The 22,219-nt window shown below is 45.9% G+C and carries 18 protein-coding genes and 1 riboswitch; of the genes, 9 read left to right on the top strand and 9 right to left on the bottom strand.

Annotated features, from left to right (window positions below; translation table 11 throughout):
* Positions 1–2,418 (top strand): DNA topoisomerase (ATP-hydrolyzing) subunit B, encoded by a 2,418-nt coding sequence (gene gyrB / locus AB6E85_RS22470; protein ID WP_048611241.1) that lies wholly within the window; start codon positions 1–3, stop codon positions 2,416–2,418.
* Positions 2,419–2,478: 60 nt separating this feature from the next.
* On the opposite strand, the gene AB6E85_RS22475 is transcribed toward gyrB, so the two are convergent.
* Entirely contained in the window at positions 2,479–3,405 is a 927-nt protein-coding gene (locus tag AB6E85_RS22475; protein WP_372144328.1) for a patatin family protein, read from the bottom strand.
* 422 nt (positions 3,406–3,827) lie between these two features.
* On the opposite strand from AB6E85_RS22475, the gene AB6E85_RS22480 reads away from it, so the two are divergent.
* The gene (locus AB6E85_RS22480) at positions 3,828–4,262 is read left to right on the top strand and encodes an Hsp20 family protein (RefSeq protein ID WP_009848140.1); all 435 of its coding nucleotides are present in this window, start codon (positions 3,828–3,830) and stop codon (positions 4,260–4,262) included.
* Positions 4,263–4,367: 105 nt separating this feature from the next.
* Here the strand turns inward: AB6E85_RS22480 and AB6E85_RS22485 are convergent, their stop codons facing one another.
* The 4 genes from AB6E85_RS22485 to glyQ all read right to left on the bottom strand — a co-directional run bounded on the left by AB6E85_RS22485 (position 4,368) and on the right by glyQ (position 11,148).
* Positions 4,368–5,618 carry a valine--pyruvate transaminase gene (locus tag AB6E85_RS22485; protein ID WP_048618375.1) on the bottom strand — a complete coding sequence of 417 codons (1,251 nt, stop codon included), beginning with the start codon at positions 5,616–5,618 and terminating at the stop codon, positions 4,368–4,370.
* Positions 5,619–5,871: 253 nt separating this feature from the next.
* On the bottom strand, positions 5,872–7,959 hold the full coding sequence (locus tag AB6E85_RS22490) for an alpha-amylase (RefSeq protein WP_372144329.1): 2,088 nt from the start codon (positions 7,957–7,959) through the stop codon (positions 5,872–5,874).
* Between the two features lie 202 nt (positions 7,960–8,161).
* On the bottom strand, positions 8,162–10,228 hold the full coding sequence (gene glyS / locus AB6E85_RS22495) for a glycine--tRNA ligase subunit beta (RefSeq protein WP_372144330.1): 2,067 nt from the start codon (positions 10,226–10,228) through the stop codon (positions 8,162–8,164).
* Positions 10,229–10,230: 2 nt separating this feature from the next.
* A complete protein-coding gene (gene glyQ / locus AB6E85_RS22500; protein ID WP_017058815.1) occupies positions 10,231–11,148 on the bottom strand; it encodes a glycine--tRNA ligase subunit alpha in 918 nt (305 codons plus the stop codon).
* 209 nt (positions 11,149–11,357) lie between these two features.
* A riboswitch (yybP-ykoY riboswitch) is annotated at positions 11,358–11,533 on the top strand.
* 34 nt (positions 11,534–11,567) lie between these two features.
* On the opposite strand from glyQ, the gene AB6E85_RS22505 reads away from it, so the two are divergent.
* Complete coding sequence (locus AB6E85_RS22505) at positions 11,568–12,122, top strand: TMEM165/GDT1 family protein (RefSeq protein ID WP_017058817.1); 555 nt, start codon at positions 11,568–11,570, stop codon at positions 12,120–12,122.
* A gap of 151 nt (positions 12,123–12,273) precedes the next feature.
* On the top strand, positions 12,274–12,528 hold the full coding sequence (locus tag AB6E85_RS22510; RefSeq protein ID WP_017058818.1) for a hypothetical protein: 255 nt from the start codon (positions 12,274–12,276) through the stop codon (positions 12,526–12,528).
* Between the two features lie 83 nt (positions 12,529–12,611).
* On the opposite strand, the gene tusA is transcribed toward AB6E85_RS22510, so the two are convergent.
* Complete coding sequence (gene tusA / locus AB6E85_RS22515) at positions 12,612–12,863, bottom strand: sulfurtransferase TusA (protein ID WP_004736675.1); 252 nt, start codon at positions 12,861–12,863, stop codon at positions 12,612–12,614.
* A gap of 149 nt (positions 12,864–13,012) precedes the next feature.
* On the opposite strand from tusA, the gene AB6E85_RS22520 reads away from it, so the two are divergent.
* Together AB6E85_RS22520 and AB6E85_RS22525 are read left to right on the top strand one after the other, a co-directional pair.
* Positions 13,013–13,198 carry a hypothetical protein gene (locus AB6E85_RS22520; RefSeq protein WP_004736674.1) on the top strand — a complete coding sequence of 62 codons (186 nt, stop codon included), beginning with the start codon at positions 13,013–13,015 and terminating at the stop codon, positions 13,196–13,198.
* Positions 13,199–13,354: 156 nt separating this feature from the next.
* Complete coding sequence (locus AB6E85_RS22525) at positions 13,355–14,296, top strand: LysR family transcriptional regulator (RefSeq protein ID WP_004736673.1); 942 nt, start codon at positions 13,355–13,357, stop codon at positions 14,294–14,296.
* Positions 14,297–14,430: 134 nt separating this feature from the next.
* Here the strand turns inward: AB6E85_RS22525 and AB6E85_RS22530 are convergent, their stop codons facing one another.
* From AB6E85_RS22530 to fadB, 3 genes are all read right to left on the bottom strand, one after another.
* Positions 14,431–15,411, bottom strand: coding sequence for an MDR family oxidoreductase (locus tag AB6E85_RS22530; RefSeq protein ID WP_019825590.1), 981 nt, complete (start codon positions 15,409–15,411; stop codon positions 14,431–14,433).
* Between the two features lie 243 nt (positions 15,412–15,654).
* Positions 15,655–16,818: an acetyl-CoA C-acyltransferase FadA gene (gene fadA, locus AB6E85_RS22535; protein WP_017058821.1), complete on the bottom strand. Its 1,164-nt coding sequence runs from the start codon at positions 16,816–16,818 to the stop codon at positions 15,655–15,657.
* 26 nt (positions 16,819–16,844) lie between these two features.
* Entirely contained in the window at positions 16,845–19,016 is a 2,172-nt protein-coding gene (gene fadB / locus AB6E85_RS22540) for a fatty acid oxidation complex subunit alpha FadB (RefSeq protein WP_048611252.1), read from the bottom strand.
* A gap of 227 nt (positions 19,017–19,243) precedes the next feature.
* Here fadB and AB6E85_RS22545 point away from each other — a divergent pair, with 227 nt between their 5' ends.
* From AB6E85_RS22545 to hemG, 3 genes are read left to right on the top strand one after another with little or no spacing between them, the layout of a single operon-like run.
* Positions 19,244–19,867, top strand: a complete 624-nt coding sequence (locus AB6E85_RS22545) for a YigZ family protein (protein ID WP_372144331.1) — start codon at positions 19,244–19,246, stop codon at positions 19,865–19,867.
* A 34-nt stretch (positions 19,868–19,901) separates the two neighbouring features.
* Entirely contained in the window at positions 19,902–21,359 is a 1,458-nt protein-coding gene (locus AB6E85_RS22550) for a TrkH family potassium uptake protein (RefSeq protein ID WP_017077285.1), read from the top strand.
* 10 nt (positions 21,360–21,369) lie between these two features.
* Positions 21,370–21,897 carry a menaquinone-dependent protoporphyrinogen IX dehydrogenase gene (gene hemG / locus AB6E85_RS22555; RefSeq protein WP_372144332.1) on the top strand — a complete coding sequence of 176 codons (528 nt, stop codon included), beginning with the start codon at positions 21,370–21,372 and terminating at the stop codon, positions 21,895–21,897.
* Positions 21,898–22,219 lie beyond the last annotated feature (322 nt).

The raw sequence follows: 22,219 nt of genomic DNA on the forward strand, positions 1-22,219 counted from the left end.
ATGTCAGATAATTACGATTCATCGAGTATTAAAGTACTGAAGGGTCTGGATGCGGTACGTAAGCGTCCTGGAATGTACATTGGCGACACGGATGATGGTACCGGTCTGCACCACATGGTTTTTGAGGTGGTAGATAACTCTATTGATGAAGCGCTAGCTGGTCACTGTAATGACATCATTGTAACTATCCATGAAGATAGTTCTGTGTCTGTGAGCGATGACGGCCGTGGTATTCCAACAGAATTACACCCAGAAGAAAACGTATCTGCAGCCGAAGTAATCATGACGGTTCTTCACGCTGGTGGTAAGTTCGATGATAACTCGTACAAGGTATCTGGTGGTCTGCACGGTGTTGGTGTTTCAGTAGTTAACGCACTTTCTAAGCAAGTTACTCTTACTATCCACCGCGGTGGCAAAATCCACACTCAAACCTACAGCCACGGTGAGCCTCAAGCGCCACTAGCGGTTATCGGTGACACGGATAAAACAGGTACAGAGATTCGTTTCTGGCCGAGTGAAGAAACCTTCACTAACATCGAGTTCCATTACGACATTTTAGCTAAGCGTCTACGTGAGCTATCATTCTTGAATTCAGGTGTATCAATTAAGCTAATTGACGAGCGCGAAGAAGACAAAATGGATCACTTCGAATACGAAGGCGGTATCCAAGCGTTTGTTGAACACCTTAATACCAACAAAACGCCAATCATCCAAAAAATCTTCCACTTTAACTCTGAGCGCGAAGACGGTATTACCGTTGAAGTTGCGATGCAGTGGAATGACGGCTACCAAGAAAACATCTACTGTTTCACCAACAACATCCCTCAACGCGATGGTGGTGCTCACTTAGCAGGTTTCCGTGCGGCGCTAACGCGTACACTGAACAGCTTCATGGACAAGGAAGGCTTCTCTAAGAAAGCGAAGACTGCGACCTCTGGTGATGATGCTCGTGAAGGTCTGACGGCGATTGTTTCTGTTAAAGTGCCAGATCCTAAGTTCTCAAGCCAAACTAAAGATAAGCTGGTTTCTTCAGAAGTGAAGTCTGCCGTTGAATCTACAATGGGTGAGAAGTTGTCTGAGTTCCTGATTGAGAACCCAGGTGAAGCGAAAACAGTTTGTTCTAAAATTATTGATGCAGCACGTGCTCGTGATGCAGCGCGTAAAGCTCGTGAAATGACTCGTCGTAAAGGCGCATTAGATTTAGCGGGTCTTCCAGGTAAACTTGCTGACTGTCAGGAAAAAGATCCTGCACTGTCTGAACTATATATTGTGGAAGGAGACTCTGCTGGCGGTTCAGCTAAGCAGGGGCGTAACCGTAAGAACCAAGCAATCCTGCCGCTGAAAGGTAAAATCCTTAACGTAGAGAAAGCACGTTTCGATAAAATGCTGTCTTCTCAAGAAGTAGCAACGCTAATCACAGCTCTTGGTTGTGGTATTGGCCGTGACGAATACAACCCAGATAAACTGCGTTACCACAACATCATCATCATGACCGATGCCGATGTCGATGGTTCTCACATCCGTACCCTGCTACTGACGTTCTTCTACCGTCAAATGCCAGAGCTGATTGAACGCGGCTACATCTACATTGCTCAACCGCCACTTTACAAAGTGAAGAAAGGTAAGCAAGAGCAGTACATTAAAGATGAAGATGCGATGAACCAGTATCAAGTATCTTTGGCTTTAGACAACGCAGAACTGCACGTAAACCCTGAAGCGCCAGCATTTGCAGGTGAAGGTTTAGAGAAGCTTGTTCAGCAATACAATGCAGGCATCAAGCTTGTTGATCGTATGAGCCGCCGTTACCCACGCGCATTGGTTCACGAACTGATTTACGTTCCTCGTCTAACGGCTGAGCAGTGTCATGATGACGCGGCAGTTGAAGCTTGGGGTAAGCAGCTTGTTGAGCAGCTAAACGCGAAAGAAGTAGGTGCGAGCCAATACAGTCTTGAAGTTGAAAAACACGAAGAGCTAGGCTTAAGCGTTCCTAAGATTGTGGTTCGTACTCATGGTGTGACTCATGAACACGTATTGAGCATCGATCTTATTAACTCTAAAGAGTTTGGTAAGCTAGCGGACCTTTCTGAAGCACTTGATGGCTTGATTGAAGAAGGTGCTTACATTAAGCGTGGTGAGCGTACTCAAGAAGTTTCTAGCTTCGTTGATGCTCTGAACTGGTTAGTGAAAGAGTCTCGTCGTGGTCTAAGCCTACAGCGATACAAAGGTCTAGGTGAGATGAACCCTGATCAACTTTGGGAAACCACAATGGATCCTGAAACTCGCCGTATGATGCAAGTAACAATTGAAGATGCTGTTGGTGCTGATCTGTTGTTTACGACGCTAATGGGTGACCAAGTTGAACCTCGTCGTAACTTCATCGAAGAGAACGCATTGAAGGTTGCTAACCTTGATGTATAGATTTCTTTAGCAATAAAGAAACTCAAAACCATAAAAGCACTGCCCACTGGCGGTGCTTTTTTATGCCAGTTCGATATGACGACCCGCCGTGGCGAGGAAGTACTTTCCGGATAAAAGTCCTACTTCGTAGTCATGTTCAAGTGCATGCTGTGGGCTTCCCAGCAATGTAGAGTGCAGCGCTTTGTCTGGGTGAATCTCATAGATGGTCGCATCTTCTGGCGGGTTACTCAGAAAGTCTTGAGTCGCGCGGTAATGGGCTTCGTGCTTGAGTAACAGCTCAATCATCGCTTTAGCTTTTGTTTTCCCTAACAACTTACTGTATTTGCACATCCAGCGGTGATCAAAAGACGTTGAGATAGGAACTGTCCGAATCACCACAATATGTTTATAACCCCGCTTATAGGCTTCTTGTGCAGGGATCGGGGCGGCAATGCCACCATCAAGCCATTCTTCATCATTAGCTTGAATTGCCTTTGGGCTGATAAAGGGAACCGCACATGAGGCTTTGAGAGCGTCCTGCCAAGCGTGTGAGTCTAAGTCAAAATAGGCAGGCTCGTGACGAGTCGCGTGGGACGCACAGGCAAGCACCTGACAACTTTTCATATTGTCATGACCTGACTGCCAGTTGAGCGGCAAGCTTGTTTCTGTTTGCTCAAGTAACCAATCTAGGTCTAATCCTTTCTTTTGCAGTAAGAACTTATAGGTATCGAAGAATTCAGGGCTGGCTGTTGCTTCTGTGATGACGCGATAAGCATGGCGATGTTGCCCGCATATATAGGATGCTAGGTTAAGAGAGCCCGCGGATGTGCCAATCATCAATGAAAACGGATTAAAGCCTTGTTCGAGAAAAGCATCCAACACGCCCGCTGTAAAAATTCCGCGCTGGCCGCCGCCTTCCGTTACCAGAGCCACCTTATCGATGTGGATATCGAGGTGCGCTAAGGCATCGTAAGAGTGGAGTGCGTAAGAAATATGCGTAGAAGACATCAGAATTGCCACCAAAAGCGATAAAAAAGGATTCAACCTGATTAGGATATGACCAATGGTGGTTAATTAAAATTAAGTAATATTTATACAGCGTTTGGTTTTTCTTAACTAAAAAGTTGAATTAAGCTGCTTGAAAAGCGCTTTGTGGCACCACATATCTATTTATGAAGAGGATGACTGTCTTGCTCAAAAGAGAAGAAACAGAACCTTCATTACCGCTAACGAAGTATCGCTCAATAGAGGATAACTTTGGCAGCACACAACTTAAAAATTGATTCATTGCCATGTCCCAGCGTTGTCGCCAATAGAGGTGAAACCCGAGGAATGCGAATTGAATCTCTTAGCTGTTTACTGGGTCACACACAGGTTAGATCTAAGTAAAATTCGCAGCTAAGACTATTGCTTACTAAAAGGATAGCATTATGAGAACTGTAGATTTCACTCCACTTTACCGCAACGCAATCGGCTTCGATCGTCTATTCAACATGATGGAAGCGAACACATCGAAGAACTCTTCTGGCGGTTACCCACCATACAACATCGAGCAAAAAGACGAGAACAACTACCGTATTACTATGGCAGTTGCTGGTTTTGCTGATGACCAATTAGATCTGACTCAGAAAGAGAACATGCTAATTGTGAAAGGTGAGCGTAAAGCAGAAGCAGAGAAAACCTTCGTATACCAAGGTATCGCAGAGCGCGATTTCGAGCGTAAATTCCAACTGGCTGACTACGTAAAAGTGGTAGGTGCAAGCATGGAAAACGGTCTTCTTCACATCGACCTAGAACGCGAAATCCCAGAAGCGATGCAACCACGTAAGATTGCTATCAATGGTAATAGCCTACTAGAAGGTTAATTACTGTTAGCTCCTTAGAGCTAAAAATATCGGGAAGTAGAAGTGAAAGAGCACCTCATGAGGTGCTCTTTTTGTATTTGACCTGCGGTAAGCTAAAAGCTCTTATTACTGCTCTGAGTAAGCCTTTTTCACTTCTTCAGCAATGATAGCAATGCCTTTCTGCATCGCCTCATCATCTTGTACGTAGTTCATGCGTAAGCACTGGTGAGCATGATCCCACTCGTCTTCTTGGCCGATAAAGAAGTATTCCCCCGGAACAATCAATACGCCGCGAGCTTTAAGGCGGTCGTACAGTTCCATTGTGGTGATCGGCAACTCATCAAACCATAGCCATAAGAAGATAGCGCCTTCAGGTTTGTGAATGCGGAAGCGTGGGTCATCGATAGCCTCTTGTAGCAGTTCAACTGCACGTAGCGATTTTTCTTTGTAGAAAGGTTTGATCACCTCACTGCTCAAGCGTAGTAAATCGCCTTTTTCAATCATGTGGTTGGCAATCGCAGGGCCGACGCTGTTTGGCGCTAAGCTGATGATGCCATTCATGTTGGTCAATGCTTGTGTTACTTCTTCACTCGCAATCACGATACCGCAACGCACACCCGGCAAACCAAGCTTAGAAAGGCTCATGCACAGAATGGTATTTTCATTCCAGAACGGTTCGACATCTTCAAAGATGATATTTGGAAACGGCAGGCCGTAAGCATTGTCGATCAGCAGTGGGATGTTGTTTTCACGCGCCAGTTTATCCAATTTACGTACTTCTTCGTCGGTCAGTACGTTACCCGTTGGGTTGGTTGGACGAGATGCACAGATAGCCGCGACTGAGTCATCAACCTTTAGTTGTTCAAAATCGACGTGATATTTGAACTGGCGGTTTTCTAGTAGCTCGATCTCTGGGTGGTAAGAGATAAAGATATCGTCATCAATACCCGCGTCGCCGTAGCCGATGTATTCCGGTGCGATCGGCAGTAGGATTTTCTTGTGCGAACCGTCAGGCTGTTGGCCTGCTAGCAGGTTGAATAGGTAGAAGAAGCCACTTTGACTGCCATTAGTCAGGCTGATGTTCTTCTCGCTGATGTCCCAACCATAGGTCTCTTTCAGCATTGCTGCTAACGACTTGATGAAGCTGTCTTTGCCCTGCGGACCATCGTAGTTGGCGAGGGCGGCGATGAGTTCTCCACTGGCGAGCATGTCGGCACTGGCTTGGTTAAAGTAATCGAGCATGGCTGGGATAGCGGCTGGGTTGCCACCACCGAGCATGATAGCGCCAGGAGTGCGCAGACCATCATTCAAATCATCCATTAAACGAGTGATTCCAGAGTATCGATTAAACTTTTCGCCAAACTTAGAGAACTGCATTACTAATTTTACCTAATTCATTGTGATTGCTTGTTACGTGTCATTAAGGCAGACCTTATGTCTGCCATCAGTGTATTCCTTGAACATACCGCAATGTTTTTGCGACGCATAGCGCCAAATGCTCTAACACGTAAAAAACTTCTATAAAGTTTGGTTAATGAGTGACAGCTTGCTTATTGAACGCACCTTTAACAATAAAAAAGGAGAAGCCTAAGCTTCCCCTTTAGTTTCTGGTGTTTATGTTAATGAAGGTTTAGTTCGAACCGGTATAAACGACTAATACCTTGTCATCTTGGTATTGGCGTTCGAACGCATAGTAGCCCTTGCTGTTACGGATGATGTGCTTACCCTGAGCAACGGCTGGGTGGCGTTGGCGGAATTGGCCAAGCGCTTGCCAGTGTTCTAGCAGCTCTGCACGTTCGCCAGTGATTTGGTCCCAAGGCATGTCTGAGCGTGTGCCTTGCATTGGATCAGAACCCGTTGGGCCAAAGTCTCGGGCGATTTCATCGCCGTAATAGATCTGTACCGCACCGGGAGCCAGCATCAACGCGTTTGCAGCTTTGGTTTGTTTTGCAAAGTCACTGCCATGTTGTGTCCAGAATAGCGAGGTGTCGTGAGACGAAAGGTAACTCAGTACGTTGAACTCGCTGTCGTTGTTGATCTTCTGTGCATATCGAAGGTAATCAGCATCGAGATCGGATAGGCACTTGAGCGCCTTTGGTGCGATATCGCTCTGGAATTCAAAATTGATGATCGAATCAAAGCCGTTAGCAAAATAGTCTGATTTGACCACGCTGTGTGCCCATACTTCGCCAGTCATCCAGAAAGGTAAGTCATCCAAGGCCTTGTCTGGGTTGTTCTGCTTCCACTCGGCAAGTGCTTGGTTGGTGCTCTCTTTCAGTTCTGCCCATGCTTCGAGTTCAACGTGTTTAGCGGTATCGACCCTGAAACCATCGACACCATATTCGCGCACCCAATCCGATAGCCAAGTGATTAAATGGTCACGAGGTGTTTTGAGTTCATCGGTCGCGCTGGTGGACTTATTGAGATAGAAATTAGGCAGCCCGGTTGTCTCTGTCGACTCTGTTTTAAAATCGGGCAGGTGCGCCAAAGACATGGTGAGGTTATTGTAGCCCGGAGAGTCATAGGCGCCGATATCACTGCGTAGCCAAGCTTTGCCCCACCATTTTTCCCACGCTTCTTTGTCGCTGTAAGAGATGTAGTTGTTGAAGTAGTGCCAGTTCTGACCTTTAGCGGGTTGCCAATCTGTCCAGTTTTCGCCAAGTGTTTGTTTGGCTTCTTCATCAGTTAGGTTGAGCTTACCAAAATCAAACTCTTGCATGTCGGCAAGCGTCGCATAGCCGGTGTGGTTCATTACCACATCCCAAACAACGCGAATTCCTTTGCTGTGCGCAGTATCGATGAAGGTTTTCAGCTCGTCTTCGGTGCCCATGTTGTCATCGAGCTTGGTCCAATCTTGATGGTAGTAGCCGTGGTAGCCGTAGTGTTTGAAGTCACCGCGATCACCGCCGCCAACCCAGCCATGGATCTGCTCTAGTGGAGAGGTAATCCAGATAGCATTAGCCCCGAGCGATTCTATATAGTCGAGTTTTTCGGTTAAGCCTGCCAAGTCACCACCGTGGAAGGTGCCGATTTCATCTTGTCCGTCTTGGCTGCGACCATAGCTGTTGTCGTTATCAGGATTACCATTATGGAAACGGTCGGTCATTACGAAGTATACCGTGGCGTTGTCCCAACTAAAGTCTGCCTTGGTTTCTGGTTCTACTTTCTCAAGCAGCAGAACACCTTGGCTGTTTTCTGCAGGCTGCATGGTGACGCTGCCATTCGTTACTGTGACTTGTTTGCCCGAAAGAGCGTCTCTTACCACGGTGCCATCATCAAAGGTTTGAGTAACATCGATGGTGGTTGGTTGATCACTGGGTACAGGACAGGCAAAGCTTTGAACTTGTTGTTGCTTCGACTTTATCTGAACCGTGAGTTCATTGGTCTGTGGGTTGAGCGTAAACTGATAGGTGTTAGCGCGAAAGACCTTGATATCTAATTCAGACTTCTCGGCGCAGTCGTCTAGGCGAAGGGGTTTATTGAATTTGATGCGGTTTTCTTCAGCCAGCGCATAGTTGGTGCCACAGGTATTTTGAGTATCGCTGATAGAGAAGGTATAGCTACCTTTCGCGAGTTCCTGTTCAGCAATAACAGTGCCTTTTCCTGTCGATTCAAATACGACAGTGTTGTTATCAATCGTCAGCAATAAGCTGTCATCACTGGTTTGGCTGCATGCGCTGAGTGCGAGTATTGAAAGCGCGAGTACTGTTTTTTTCATTGTTCCCTTCCCCTGAATAAACAGGTCAGTTATAGCAAACAATGCCCTCTACAGTCTGAGCGCTGATTCATTCAGATAATCAATAACACCTCTACAAACAAATGCTTGGTTCACAAAAACAAAAAGGGAAGCTTTCGCTTCCCTTTGGGTGTTTACCGTTAATTACTCAGAGTATGACTTAGAGTAACTGTCTCACTTGTGCTTATTTTTGCAGTAGAGAGATGTCAGCAATCTGTAGGAACAGGTTACGTAGGTTGTTCAGTAGCGTTAGACGGTTCTTCTTAAGTGCTTCGTCATCAGCCATAACCATTACGTTATCGAAGAATGCATCAACAGGTTCACGTAGATCAGCAAGCTTGCTTAGAGCTTCTTGGTAGTTGCCTGTCGCGAATGCTGGTTCTAGTGCTTCTGTCATTACTTCAACGTTTTCAGCCAGCGCTTTCTCTGCGTCTTCTTGAAGAAGAGCAAGATCGATTTCAGCAGGTAGCTCGCCATCGAATTTCGCAAGGATGTTACCTACACGCTTGTTCGCTGCTGCTAGTGCTTCTGCTGCTTCCAGTTCACGGAAGTGAGAAACCGCTTTAACACGTTGGTCAAAGTCAGCTGGCTTAGTTGGACGACGTGCTAGTACCGCTTGGATGATATCAACGCTGAAACCAGCATCTTGGTACCATGCGCGGAAACGACCTAGCATGAAGTCGATAACGTCAGCTTCTACGTTGTCGTTGGTTAGCTTGTCGCCTAGTAGCTCTTTCGCTTTACCGATAAGGTCTGTTAGGTCTAGGTTGTAGCCGTTTTCAACGATGATACGTAGCACACCTAGTGATGCACGACGTAGCGCGAATGGGTCAGAACCTTTTGGTGCTTGGCCAATACCGAAGATACCAACGATAGTGTCTAGCTTGTCTGCCATTGCTACTGCTGAAGAGATACCAGTGCTTGGTAGATCGTCACCCGCGAAACGAGGCATGTATTGCTCGTAAAGTGCCAGTGCAACCTGCTCGTCTTCACCGTCGTGCGTCGCGTAGTGCATACCCATTACACCTTGAGTATCCGTAAATTCGAATACCATTGATGTCATTAGGTCACACTTAGCCAGTAGGCCAGCACGCTTAGACTTTTCAACGTCAGCATCGATTTGCTCAGCAATGTAGCCAGCAAGTTCTGTGATGCGGCCTGTTTTGTCTTTGATAGTACCCAATTGCTTCTGGAAGATAGCTTGGTCTAGTTCAGCAAGACGGTCGATAAGCGGGCGCTTACGGTCTGTGTTGAAGAAGAATTCAGCATCAGCAAGACGCGGACGTACCACTTTCTCGTTACCTTCGATAACGTGACGAGGCTCTTTAGACTCGATGTTCGATACGAAGATGAAGTTCGGTAGTAGTTTCTTGTTGTCATCGTAAACAGGGAAGTACTTTTGGTCACCTTTCATGGTGTAAACCAAAGCTTCAGAAGGGACTTTTAGGAACTCTTCTTCGAACTTCGCTGTAAGTACTACTGGCCATTCAACCAGAGACGTTACTTCTTCAACAAGATCATCTTCTAGGTCAGCTGTACCGCCAACCGCAGCAGCCGCTTTTTGCGAATCAGCAAGGATGATCGCTTTACGCGCTTCGTAATCTGCCATTACTTTACCGCGCTCTTCTAGGATCGCAGGGTATTGGTCAGCAGAGTCGATTGTGAACTCTTGTTCGCCCATGAAACGGTGGCCACGGATAGTACGAGCAGATGCTACGCCTAGGATTTCGCCTTCAACAAGCTCATCACCTAGTAGTACTGTCAGTGTTTTCACTGGACGGATAAATTGAATGTCTGAGTTACCCCAGCGCATTGCTTTAGGAATTGGTAGGCCAGCCAGTGCTTTCGCAGCGATGTCCATCACCAATTCTTGAACTGGTTTGCCAGCCACTTCTTGTTTGAAAAGAAGCCACTCGCCTTTGTCTGTTTTCAGACGGTCAGCTTGCTCAACAGTAATACCGTTACCACGAGCCCAACCTTGTGCTGCTTTGGTCGCGTTGCCTTCAGCATCGAATGCCACAGAAACAGCAGGACCACGTTTCTCTACCACTTTGTCTGCTTGGCCTTCAGCCAGTGCAGTTACTTTAAGTGCTAGACGACGAGGTGCTGCGTACCACTTGATGCCTTCGTGAGAAAGCTCAGCCGTTTTAAGGCCCGCTTCAAAGTTAGAAGCAAAGGCTTCTGCTAGAGAACGAAGTGCTGTTGGTGGAAGCTCTTCCGTACCCAGTTCAATTAGAAAATTCTTCGCCATGATTATTTACCTTCCTTCTTACACATTGGGAAGCCAAGCGCTTCACGTGACGCGTAGTACGCCTCAGCAACTGATTTAGTCAGGTTGCGGATACGAAGGATGTAACGTTGACGCTCTGTTACAGAGATAGCTTTGCGCGCATCAAGGATGTTGAATGCGTGGCCTGCTTTTAGAATGCGCTCGTAAGCTGGAAGCGGCAGTGGCTTCTCAAGCTCAAGTAGCTCTTTACACTCTTTCTCGCACTGGTCGAAGAAAGTGAATAGGAAATCTACGTCTGCGTGCTCGAAGTTGTACGTTGATTGCTCAACTTCGTTTTGGTGGAAGATGTCACCGTAAGTCACGTTAGAACCGTCTGGTGCTACGTTCCATACTAGGTCGTAAACAGAATCTACTTCCTGGATGTACATTGCTAGACGCTCGATACCGTAAGTGATCTCGCCAGTTACAGGCTTACACTCAAGGCCGCCAACCTGTTGGAAGTAAGTAAACTGAGTTACTTCCATGCCGTTTAGCCATACTTCCCAACCAAGGCCCCATGCGCCTAGTGTTGGGTTTTCCCAGTTATCTTCAACGAAGCGAATGTCGTGAACAAGTGGGTCAACACCAAGAACCTCTAGGGAGCCTAGGTACAACTCTTGGATATTGTCTGGCGATGGTTTTAGCGCTACTTGGAATTGGTAGTAGTGCTGCAGACGGTTAGGGTTTTCACCGTAACGGCCATCGGTCGGACGACGAGAAGGTTGAACGTAAGCTGTAGACATTGGCTCTGGGCCAAGTGCTCGTAGACATGTCATTGGGTGAGAGGTGCCTGCACCTACTTCCATATCTAGAGGTTGAACAATGGTACAACCGTTTTGAGCCCAGTAATCCTGCAGCGCGAGGATCATTCCCTGGAAGGTTTTGATATCGTATTTTTGCATAGTCAGGTTCGCGCGATTCTTTTAAATGAATGAGAAAAATAACTTCTGAGTATACCGAGATATTCGTAAAGCGAGTAGGGGTAATCTTGTTTAATTAGTGGTCTAAAATGTCGTTTAGTGGATTTTTTGCCTTTAATGTTTGTTTTTCGGCACAAGTGGATATTTTGATAAGTTTGACACTTGTGTTTGAAAGCGTGGGTGATTAAAATCTCGCGGTCTTTGGGGAGTAGCTTACTTATTCATATCCTATTGAATGAGTTCGTTCGTCAACATAATTGATGCAAAATCATCATGGCGTTCGAGGCAACCACCACCTTGGTGGCGCTTAGCAAGACCTTAGACAAGCATCGTGAACCGGGATGGGGCGCGAGGTTTGTCTTTGGTTAAATATAATAATCTCCATCCCAAATGAGCATGTCGTGAGCGTTTTAGCAATTTCAATTACAACTGTCGCCTTAGCCGAGATCGGTGATAAGACTCAGTTGCTATCTCTTTTATTAGCCAGTCGATATCGCAAGCCGATACCTATCATCGCGGCTATCTTCTTTGCCACCATTGCCAATCATGCCCTTGCAGCATGGCTCGGGGTTGTGGTCGCAGATTACTTATCTCCTGAAGTCTTAAAGTGGGTGCTGGTGGTCAGTTTCATTGCGATGGCGGGGTGGATTCTGATTCCGGATAAGTTGGATGACGATGAACAGATCTCAAACCGAGGCCCGTTTGTCGCCAGTTTTATCGCTTTCTTTATTGCTGAGATCGGTGATAAAACCCAGATTGCGACCTCTATCCTAGGGGCTCAATATGCGGATGCATTAGCGTGGGTGATTCTGGGAACTACGATCGGTATGCTGCTGGCGAATGTGCCTGTGGTGATCATCGGTAAGCTCTCTGCGGATAAGATGCCTCTTGATCTGATTCGTAAGATCACAGCCTTGTTATTCGTGGGTTTAGCTATCGCCGCGGCTTTCTATTAACCGGTGGTATTGAGTCTTATTATACTCAATCAGTAGAGTAATGTGTTGTAGGTCATACTCTTACAGTATTGTGGGGTTTATCGAGCGAATGGACATATAACTGTCATACTTGTCATGATATTTTAATCTTGTGAGTTAAGAACACGAGGGCATGATTATGTTGACGCGTTATATGGGTATTACTCCACAAAGCCAAAGTTATCTATTTACTTTTGGTCTTGCACTTACACTATTAGGCATGGTGTTGACGGACATGTGGCTGCCAATGGTCGCGGGTGCCATCATCATGACTGCACTTGCGGTAGAGGCTTGGATTCGGGTCGCGCATATTATTCCGATGCGCAAAGATATCCGAGAAATTCAGCATCAGCTCGAGCATCTGCAAAACAAGTCTAGAAGCGAATAAACAAAAAGCCGCTCGTACTCTGAGTTCTGTTTAAGAACATAAGGTACGAGCGGCTTTTTTGATACTTGATAGTCGGTGGGGCGTTACGCCTCCAATCCCTTTCTGATCAAATACTGGTAAGGCAACGTTTCTGTTGCTTGGCCTACCAACTGGTGATCCATGAATCGACAAAAGCTCGGAATATCTCGAGTTGTCGAAGGATCGTCAGCTTTTACCAGTAACACATCGCCATCCTGCATGTTTCTAATTGTCTTCCTGACCATCATTACTGGTTCCGGGCAACGCAGGCCTTCAGCTTCTAAAGTATGGGTTGCCAGTTCAGGTTTGAATGTCATGGTTTGTATCTCTATATCTATCTAACGAGTGAATAATACGTCTGCAGAAAAAATATGCAATAAGTGCTTGGCAAACAGAATCATTTCCTATAACTTAGTTAACAAGTTGATAACAACTTGAAACAAAGGCAACTAGCTAAGGAGTGGCGATGTTGACAGGATTAGATAGATTAACAATTTATTCGGTTCTCTGTTTTATTTCTTTTTGTGCGTTAGTACTACGCTCATCGACAGAGACCTCACTGATGCCTATTTTTGGCATAGTAGCAACGATCATTGGTATTTGGGTAGAGATGCGCCGTTGGCAAGGCATAGCCGAAGAGCAAGAGCACTAACCCGAATACAGCAAGCGAATTCCGATACGACAACATTCCGACACTATCCCCAAATTTTCTTGGGCTTCCCCGCGTAATTGCGGGATTTTTTTTATCTAAAGCATGCTATAAACAACTTAGTGACTAATGGCAATCGTATACAGCTAGGTAAGTGGCGTGGAATTAGAAGACATCTATCGTAGAGACCTTAATTTATTGGTCGCTTTAAAGGTATTGATTGAAGAGGGCAGCGTAAGCCAGGCCGCGCTTCGTCTTAACTTAAGCCAATCCGCAACCAGTCGAGTATTAGGGCGTTTAAGAGAATTACTAAACGATCCGTTGTTTACACGTCAAGGTCAGCACCTTATTCCTACCAAGAAAGCACTCGAGATCAGTCAGCGTATTGATCAGCCTTTGGAGTCTTTTCGCCAATTGCTGAGTCCGAGTGACTTTGACCCTTACTATTGCAGCGAACGTTTTCTGATCGCTACCACCGATTATGCGATGCAAACCATCTTGCCTTATGCGTTGCCTAAGATTTATGAACAAGCACCCAATATCTCTTTGGAGTTTGCTCCGTTGCAGCATGAGCACTTGTTTAAGCAACTCAGTACCGAACGTGTTGATATGGCGATCTGTCGTCCGAGTGGCAGCATTGCACCACTTCATCAAGAAGTCTTGGGGCCGGTTGGTGTGTCGTGTCTGTTATCTAAAAACCACCCGTTGGCGGATCAACCTTTAAGCCTTGAAGACTATGTTTCACTCCCGCATGCGATGATTGCGATCAGTGATGGTGTTAAGGCTTTATTAGACAACGCGTTAGCCAATCAACAGCCTCGCAAAATGGTGTTGCGTGCTTATCACCTTGAAGCCGCATTGGCGATTGTCGATAGAATGCCGTTGGTGATTACTGTACCTGCTGATTTGGCTTATTTGGTCGCTGAGCGTTATGACTTAGTCGTCAAGCCATTACCATTTGAATTTATGCCGTTTGATTACTCACTGATCTGGCACTCGCGATGTGATTCTTCTGCTTCACAACAGTGGTTAAGAAGAGTGGTAAAAGAAGAGTGTGGTGAGTTGATTCAAAAACGGATTGCGGATGTCGGTTTGGGTTAACTAGGAGTGAGCCTGGGTTCACTGACCCGAATGACAAAAACGCAAAAGGGCTGATAAAAATCAGCCCTTTGTTGTTTTGGGTTATCCAAGCCTAAAGCTGTTGCTTAAGGTTTGATAACTTTATGTTTGAGAATCTATAGTTTAATGACTACGCGACCTGTGATTTGACCGTTAGTGATGTCTTCTGCTGCTTGAATTGCACCGTCTAAAGACACTTCTTTGGTTGCTTGAGCGTAGAAAGATTCTGGTAGTAGCTCCGCCAGTTGTTCCCACGCTTTAATACGTTTTTCACGAGGGCACATTACAGAATCAACACCTTGTAGGCGAACGTTACGCAGAATGAATGGCATTACCGTAGTTGGTAAGTCAAAACCACCTGCTAGACCACACATCGCAACTGCACCGTTGTAATCAATTTGCGCCAATACTTTAGCAAGCACTTTGCTGCCTACAGTATCGATAGCGCCAGCCCACAGTTGTTTCTCTAGTGGTTTTGCTGGTTCTTCTAGTTCAGCACGCTCTACAATACGTGTCGCGCCTAGTGATTTAAGTAGTTCACCGTTTACAGAAGCACGGCCAGTCACTGCTGCCACTTTGTAGCCCAGTTGGTTTAGTAGAGTGATAGATACGCTACCTACGCCGCCACTTGCACCTGTTACTAGGATTTCACCGTCTTCTGGTTTGATGCCTGCATCTACGATAGCTTGCACACAAAGCATTGCTGTGAAGCCTGCTGTACCGATCGCCATGACTTTCTTAGCGTCTAGACCTGCTGGCATTGGCACTAACCAATCACCGTTTAGGCTCGCTTTTTCAGCCATGCCGCCCCAGTGACCTTCACCAACACCCCAACCCGTTAGAACAACTTCGTCGCCTGCTTTGTAGCGTGGGTCATCAGATTGTGAAACCACACCTGAAAGGTCGATACCAGGAACCATAGGGAAGTTACGAACAATGCGCCCTTTGCCTGTAATCGCCAAACCATCTTTGTAGTTCAAAGAAGAGTAGCTAACATCAATCTTCACGTTACCTTCTGGTAATTGAGACTCTTCAATTTGAGAAACTGACGCGATAGTTTTTTTGTCTTCTTGGTTTAGTACAAGTGCTTTAAACATGATCTGCTCCGTGGAGGAATATTAGGAAACTGAAGTAACTTTAGTTGAATCATCCGAGAAAAAATAATGAAACATCAACATTGAATATATGCGTTTTGTGCATAGATGTCAGGGTTGGTTTTTTCTCTCGTTGAGTCCGCTGAACGCAATCGATGCATTGTTGGATGCCAAGTAATAAAAAGTGCAGCTATATAAATATAGCTGCACAAAAGATTACCCTTCAAGTATTACAGTCAGTAAACGCTATGGGCGTTCAAATACCGTTGCAATACCTTGGCCTAAACCAATACACATGGTCGCCAAGCCGTATTTCACGTCTTGGGCTTCCATCAGGTTGATTAGCGTCGTCGAGATACGAGAACCAGAACAGCCTAGTGGGTGACCCAGAGCAATCGCACCGCCGTTAAGGTTTACTTTCTCGTCAACAACATCCAGTAGACCTAAGTCTTTAGCACAAGGTAGAGATTGAGCAGCAAACGCTTCGTTTAGCTCAATCACACCCATGTCTTCAATGGTTAGGCCTGCACGCTTAAGTGCTTTTTGGGTTGCTGGTACTGGGCCGTAACCCATGATTGAAGGATCGCAGCCAGCGATAGCCATCGACTTCACGCGAGCGCGAATCTTCAGGCCAAGTGCGTTGGCTTTCTCTTCGCTCATGATAAGCATTGCAGAAGCGCCATCAGACAGAGCTGATGAAGTACCTGCTGTTACCGTGCCGTTTGCTGGGTCAAATACCGGGCGAAGCTGGGATAAGCCTTCAACCGTAGTTTCTGGGCGAATGACTTCATCGTAATCCAGAGTGAACAGTGAACCGTCTGCTGCGTGAGCTTCTGTTGGCAGGATTTCATTTTTGAAACGACCTTCAACTGTTGCTGCTTGAGCGCGAGCATGTGAGCGAGCTGCGAATGCATCTTGGTCTTCACGGCTAATACCATGCATTTTACCTAACATCTCAGCGGTTAGACCCATCATGCCGGCCGCTTTTGCTACGTGTTTTGACATGCCAGGGTGAAAATCAACACCATGGTTCATTGGTACGTGGCCCATGTGCTCCACACCACCAATCAGGCAGATTTCAGCATCACCCACCATGATAGAGCGGGTTGCATCATGCAGAGCTTGCATAGATGAACCACATAAACGGTTGACCGTCACCGCACCAATCTCAATCGGTAGACCAGCAAGTAAAGCTGCGTTACGGGCAACGTTGAAGCCTTGCTCTAGTGTTTGTTGTACACAGCCCCAGTAAATGTCTTCAATTTCGACAGGGTTTACTTCTGGGTTGCGCTCTAAAATGCCTTTCATCAAATGTGCAGACAGATCTTCAGCACGAGTGTGACGGAAAGCTCCACCTTTGGAACGTCCCATTGGGGTACGAAGGCAATCAACAACAACTACATTTTTCATTTTGCTATTCCTTTTCCAAATGTGGGTTACAGAGAACTGGCTTGTTGGCTGTCGTAAAAGCTTTCGCCCTTCGCTGCCATATCAAGCAATAGTTGAGGAACTTGGTACATTGCACCTAAGTCTTGGTAGCCTTTCGCCATTTCAACGAAGTTACCAATACCCACACTGTCTAAGTAGCGGAATACGCCGCCTCGGAATGGAGGGAAGCCTAAACCGTAAACCAGTGCCATATCCGCTTCTTGCGGTGTCGCGATGATGCCTTCTTCTAGACAAAGTACTACTTCGTTGATCATTGGAATCATCACACGTTGGATAATGGTCTGGTCATCAAAGTCTTGTGGCTGTTGGCATACGTCAGCCAAGATAGGAAGAATGTCTTCAGAGAAGGTCTTCTTAGGACGACCGCGTTTGTCTACGCTGTATGTGTAGAAACCGCTGCCGTTCTTCTGGCCGTATTTTTCAGCAACATAAAGCGCGTCAATCGCATCACGACCTTCTTTACCCATACGCTCAGGGAAACCTTGCGCCATTACTGCTTGTGCGTGGTGTGCTGTATCTAGACCCACAACGTCTAGTAAGTATGCTGGGCCCATGGGCCAACCGAACTTACGCTCCATCACTTTATCGATCTTGGTGAAGTCAGCGCCGTCACGTAGCAACATGCTGAAACCGCCAAAGTAAGGGAAAAGTACACGGTTAACGAAGAAGCCTGGGCAGTCGTTAACAACGATAGGGGATTTGCCCATCTTCGCTGCGTAAGCGACTACGCGATTAATGGTTTCTTCTGAAGTATGCTCGCCACGGATGATCTCAACCAAAGGCATACGGTGCACTGGGTTAAAGAAGTGCATGCCACAGAAGTTTTCTGGGCGTTTTAGAGATTTCGCTAACAGGTTGATCGGAATTGTTGAGGTGTTTGATGTAAGAACTGTGTCTTCACCCACGAGACCTTCCACTTCACTCAGCACTGCTGCTTTTACTTTAGGGTTTTCTACAACGGCTTCCACAATCACATCTGATTGCTCAACACCTGCATAATGCAGACTTGGAGTAATAGAAGACAAAATGCCTGCCATCTTGAATCCATCTAGGCGACCGCGTGATAAGCGTTTATTCAACAACTTAGAAGCTTCGTTCATACCAAGATCAAGAGACGCCTGTGCGATGTCTTTCATCATCACTGGCACGCCCTTCAATGCAGACTGGTAAGCAATACCGCCGCCCATGATGCCAGCACCAAGTACTGCAGCACGTTCAGTCGCTTTGTTGGCAGATTTACCAGCCTGTTTTGCTAAGCCTTTAATGTATTGGTCATTTAAGAACAGGCCAACCAGAGCTTTCGCTTCTTCAGATTTTGCTAGCTTAACGAAGTGTTTACGTTCGATGTCGAGTGCTGCATCGCGATCGCTACGTGCTGCTTCTTCAATTGCAATCACAGAAGTAATCGGAGCTGGGTAGTGAGGCCCTGCTTTTTGAGCAACTAAGCCTTTAGCCATGGTAAAGCTCATCATCGCTTCGAGTTTGCTTAGCGATAATGCTGATGTTTTTTGTTTGCGGCGTAATTGCCAGTCTAATTTTTCATTAGCAGCCAGAGAAACGGTGTTGATTGCCGATTCTAGTAACTGGTCTGTTTCAACAATCGCATCTAACAAGCCAACTTTAAGCGCTTCATCTGCACGGCATGCTTTGCCTTGCGTGATAATTTCCATTGCGCTGTCAGCACCGATAACACGAGGTAGGCGCACACAACCACCAAAACCAGGCATGATGCCGAGTTTGGTTTCAGGTAGGCCAATGCTGGTGGTCTTGTCACCGATACGGAAATCAGTAGCGAGTACACATTCACAGCCGCCGCCAAGGGCATGGCCACGCATCATTGAAAGAGTTGGGACAGGAAGGTCTTCGAGCTTGCTGAAGATTGAATTAGCGAATCTTAACCATTCATCAAGTTCTGCTTCTGGCTTAGCGAATAAGCCAAGAAATTCAGTGATGTCTGCGCCTACAATGAACGCGTCCTTGTTTGAAGTTAAGATTAAACCACGTAATCCTGCGTGAGCATTAAGAGCATCTAACGCTTTGTCTAGTGATTCTAAAGTAGCAAGGTCGAGTTTGTTTACAGAGGCTGGTGCACAGAAGCTTAATTCCGCAATACCATCTTGTAATTCCTTTACCTGTAGGGTGTTAGCTTGGTAAATCATTGTCTATCTCCATGACATACAATCCACGATTGTTTGAGAGAATCTTGTTATCTTTCTATTATTGTAGAATACCTGGTAAGACCAGTTATCTTAGTCTGTACCTCTGCTTGATTAATTTCAATACATTTTTTAAACAATTGTTTAACATTGTGCGATAGCACAGATCCTCTAACCCTTATTATTCACGCGTGATACACTTCGTCGCTCTTATTAACTAAGTTAACGATATGAATGAACAGCCTTATTTAATACCTTCTGCGTCGGCTCTGTTTGAAGAAGAGATAAAAAAGAGCGTCTTTATTACGCATCTTGCTCATACTCCAAGTGTAGAAGCTGCAAAACAGTTCGTAGAGCAGGTGAAAAAAGAGCATTCTTCAGCACGACATAACTGTTGGGGTTTTGTTGCTGGTCGACCTGAAGACTCAATGCTTTGGGGGTTCAGTGATGATGGTGAACCATCAGGTACAGCGGGTAAGCCTATCTTGGCGCAACTGTCTGGTTCTGGTGTTGGCGAGTTAGCGGCTGTAGTCACTCGTTATTCTGGCGGAATCAAGCTTGGTACAGGTGGTTTGGTTAAGGCTTATGGTGGTGGCGTACAACAAGCTCTCAAGCTGCTTCAAACTATCGAGAAAAAAATAACCACAAAATTACGGCTAGAGTTAGACTATGGCTTTGTGCCGATCGCACAATCCATCATGGCTCAGCATCAGGCTGTTGAGGTCCAAGCGGATTATGGTGTTCAAGTTGAGCTTATTATTGAAATAGAGCTCCTTCAGGTAGATGCGTTTACCCAAACCATGATCAATAAAAGCGGTGCTAAGGCACTGGTAACGAAAGTCAAAGACAACTAGGAAGTGTGAAGCATTTCGCTTCGTTCAATAGCTCATGCAATTTCGCTCAATTATTCGAATCGTCGGATTATTATTAGCACTTTTTAGTGTATCAATGCTTGCTCCTGCGCTCGTCGCACTGATCTATCGAGATGGTGCGGGTGTGCCATTTGTGACGACCTTCTTCGTTCTCTTATTTTGTGGAGCAACTTGCTGGTTTCCAAACCGACGTTATAAGCATGAATTGAAAGCGCGTGATGGCTTTTTGATTGTTGTTCTGTTTTGGACGGTAATCGGTAGTGCGGGTGCGCTGCCGTTTTTGATCGCCGATAACCCCAATGTGTCGGTAACCGACGCTTTCTTCGAATCCTTCTCTGCATTAACTACCACCGGCGCGACTGTGATTGTTGGCCTTGATGATCTGCCTAAGGCGATTCTGTTTTACCGTCAGTTCCTACAATGGTTCGGTGGTATGGGTATCATCGTATTAGCGGTAGCCATCCTCCCTGTTCTGGGTATCGGTGGTATGCAGCTATATCGTGCTGAAATCCCGGGTCCAGTAAAAGATAGTAAGATGACTCCGCGTATTGCTGAAACGGCAAAAGCGCTTTGGTACATCTATCTGAGTCTAACGATTGCTTGTGCAGTAGCGTTTTGGCTTGCTGGGATGAGCTTCTTTGATGCCATCAGTCATAGCTTCTCTACTATTGCGATTGGTGGCTTCTCGACTCACGACGCGAGCATGGGGTATTTCAATAGCCCTGCGATCAACATGATTACAGTCGTGTTCCTTCTTATATCCGCATGTAACTATTCGCTTCACTTTGCTGCATTTGCTTCTGGTGGTGTGCATCCTAAGTATTATTGGAAAGATCCTGAATTCCGCGCCTTTATCTTTATTCAGGCGGTCTTGTTCTTGGTTTGTTTCTTATTACTGCTTAATCACCACTCTTATGACTCGTATTACGATGCCTTTGATCAAGCCTTGTTCCAAACAGTATCTATATCTACGACAGCAGGCTTCACCACTACTGGCTTCTCCGAGTGGCCATTGTTCTTACCTGTTCTGCTTCTGTTCTCTTCTTTTATAGGGGGCTGTGCAGGTTCAACGGGCGGTGGTATGAAGGTCATTCGAATCTTATTGCTTACTCTGCAAGGTGCTCGTGAAATGAAGCGTCTTGTTCACCCGCGTGCTGTCTATACCATCAAGGTTGGCGGTTCTGCACTGCCACAACGTGTCGTGGATGCGGTTTGGGGCTTTTTCTCTGCATACGCTCTGGTTTTTGTGGTTTGCATGTTGGCTCTTATTGCAACTGGCATGGATGAGCTGAGTGCTTTCTCTGCCGTAGCGGCAACATTGAATAACCTTGGCCCGGGCTTAGGTGAAGTGGCAATGCATTTCGGCGATGTGAATGACAAGGCTAAGTGGGTGTTGATCGTATCTATGCTGTTTGGTCGTTTAGAGATATTCACCTTATTAATTTTATTGACCCCTACGTTTTGGCGTAGCTAAGGACAACATTGTGGCAAAAGCTCTATTTTTGTATTCAAGCCGTGAAGGGCAGACCAAGAAAATCTTGAACTATATAAAAGAAGAAATGAATGAGTTCGAATGTGAGCTTCAAGATCTGCACACTATTACTAGTGTCGACTTTGCTCAATACGACAGAGTGTTGATTGGTGCATCTATTCGTTACGGCCACCTTAATAAGAAGCTATACCAGTTTATTGATGCCAATCTTGCTCAGTTGCAATCAAACAAGGTCGCTTTCTTCTGCGTTAACTTAACGGCTCGTAAAGAAGACCAAGGTAAAGATACTCCTGAAGGTAGTGCTTATATTAAGAAATTTCTTCTCAAGTCACCGTGGCAACCTACTTTGATCGGTGTATTCGCGGGGGCTCTCTATTACCCTCGTTATAACTGGTTCGATAAAACCATGATTCGCTTCATTATGAATATGACAGGTGGAGAAACGGATACAACCAAGGAAGTTGAGTACACAAACTGGGAAAAAGTCTCTTTATTCTCTAGGAAACTGCAAGAGATGTAATAGAAAAGCCTACTTTTGAGGCGTTTTGAGTTCTTTTTAATCGAACGAATAAAAAAACGAGAAAAACTTCAAAAAGGGCTTGCCAGTGTGATCGAAATCTCTATAATGCCACCTCGCTGACACGGGATGGCTTCAACAGAAACCAAAACGAATCAGCAGGTCAAATTAGCCAAGCTAAGCGCTTGAAAAAAGTTTTGAAAATAGTGGTTGACACTAAAACTTAAATCGCTAAAATGGCCGTCCGATTTGAGCGAAGCTCAAAAAGGAAAAGCTCTTTAACAATTTAAACCTATCAATCTGTGTGGGCACTCGTTGATGAATA

The sequence above is a fragment of the Vibrio sp. 10N.247.311.51 genome, from assembly GCF_041467855.1.
Taxonomy (GTDB): domain Bacteria; phylum Pseudomonadota; class Gammaproteobacteria; order Enterobacterales; family Vibrionaceae; genus Vibrio; species Vibrio coralliirubri.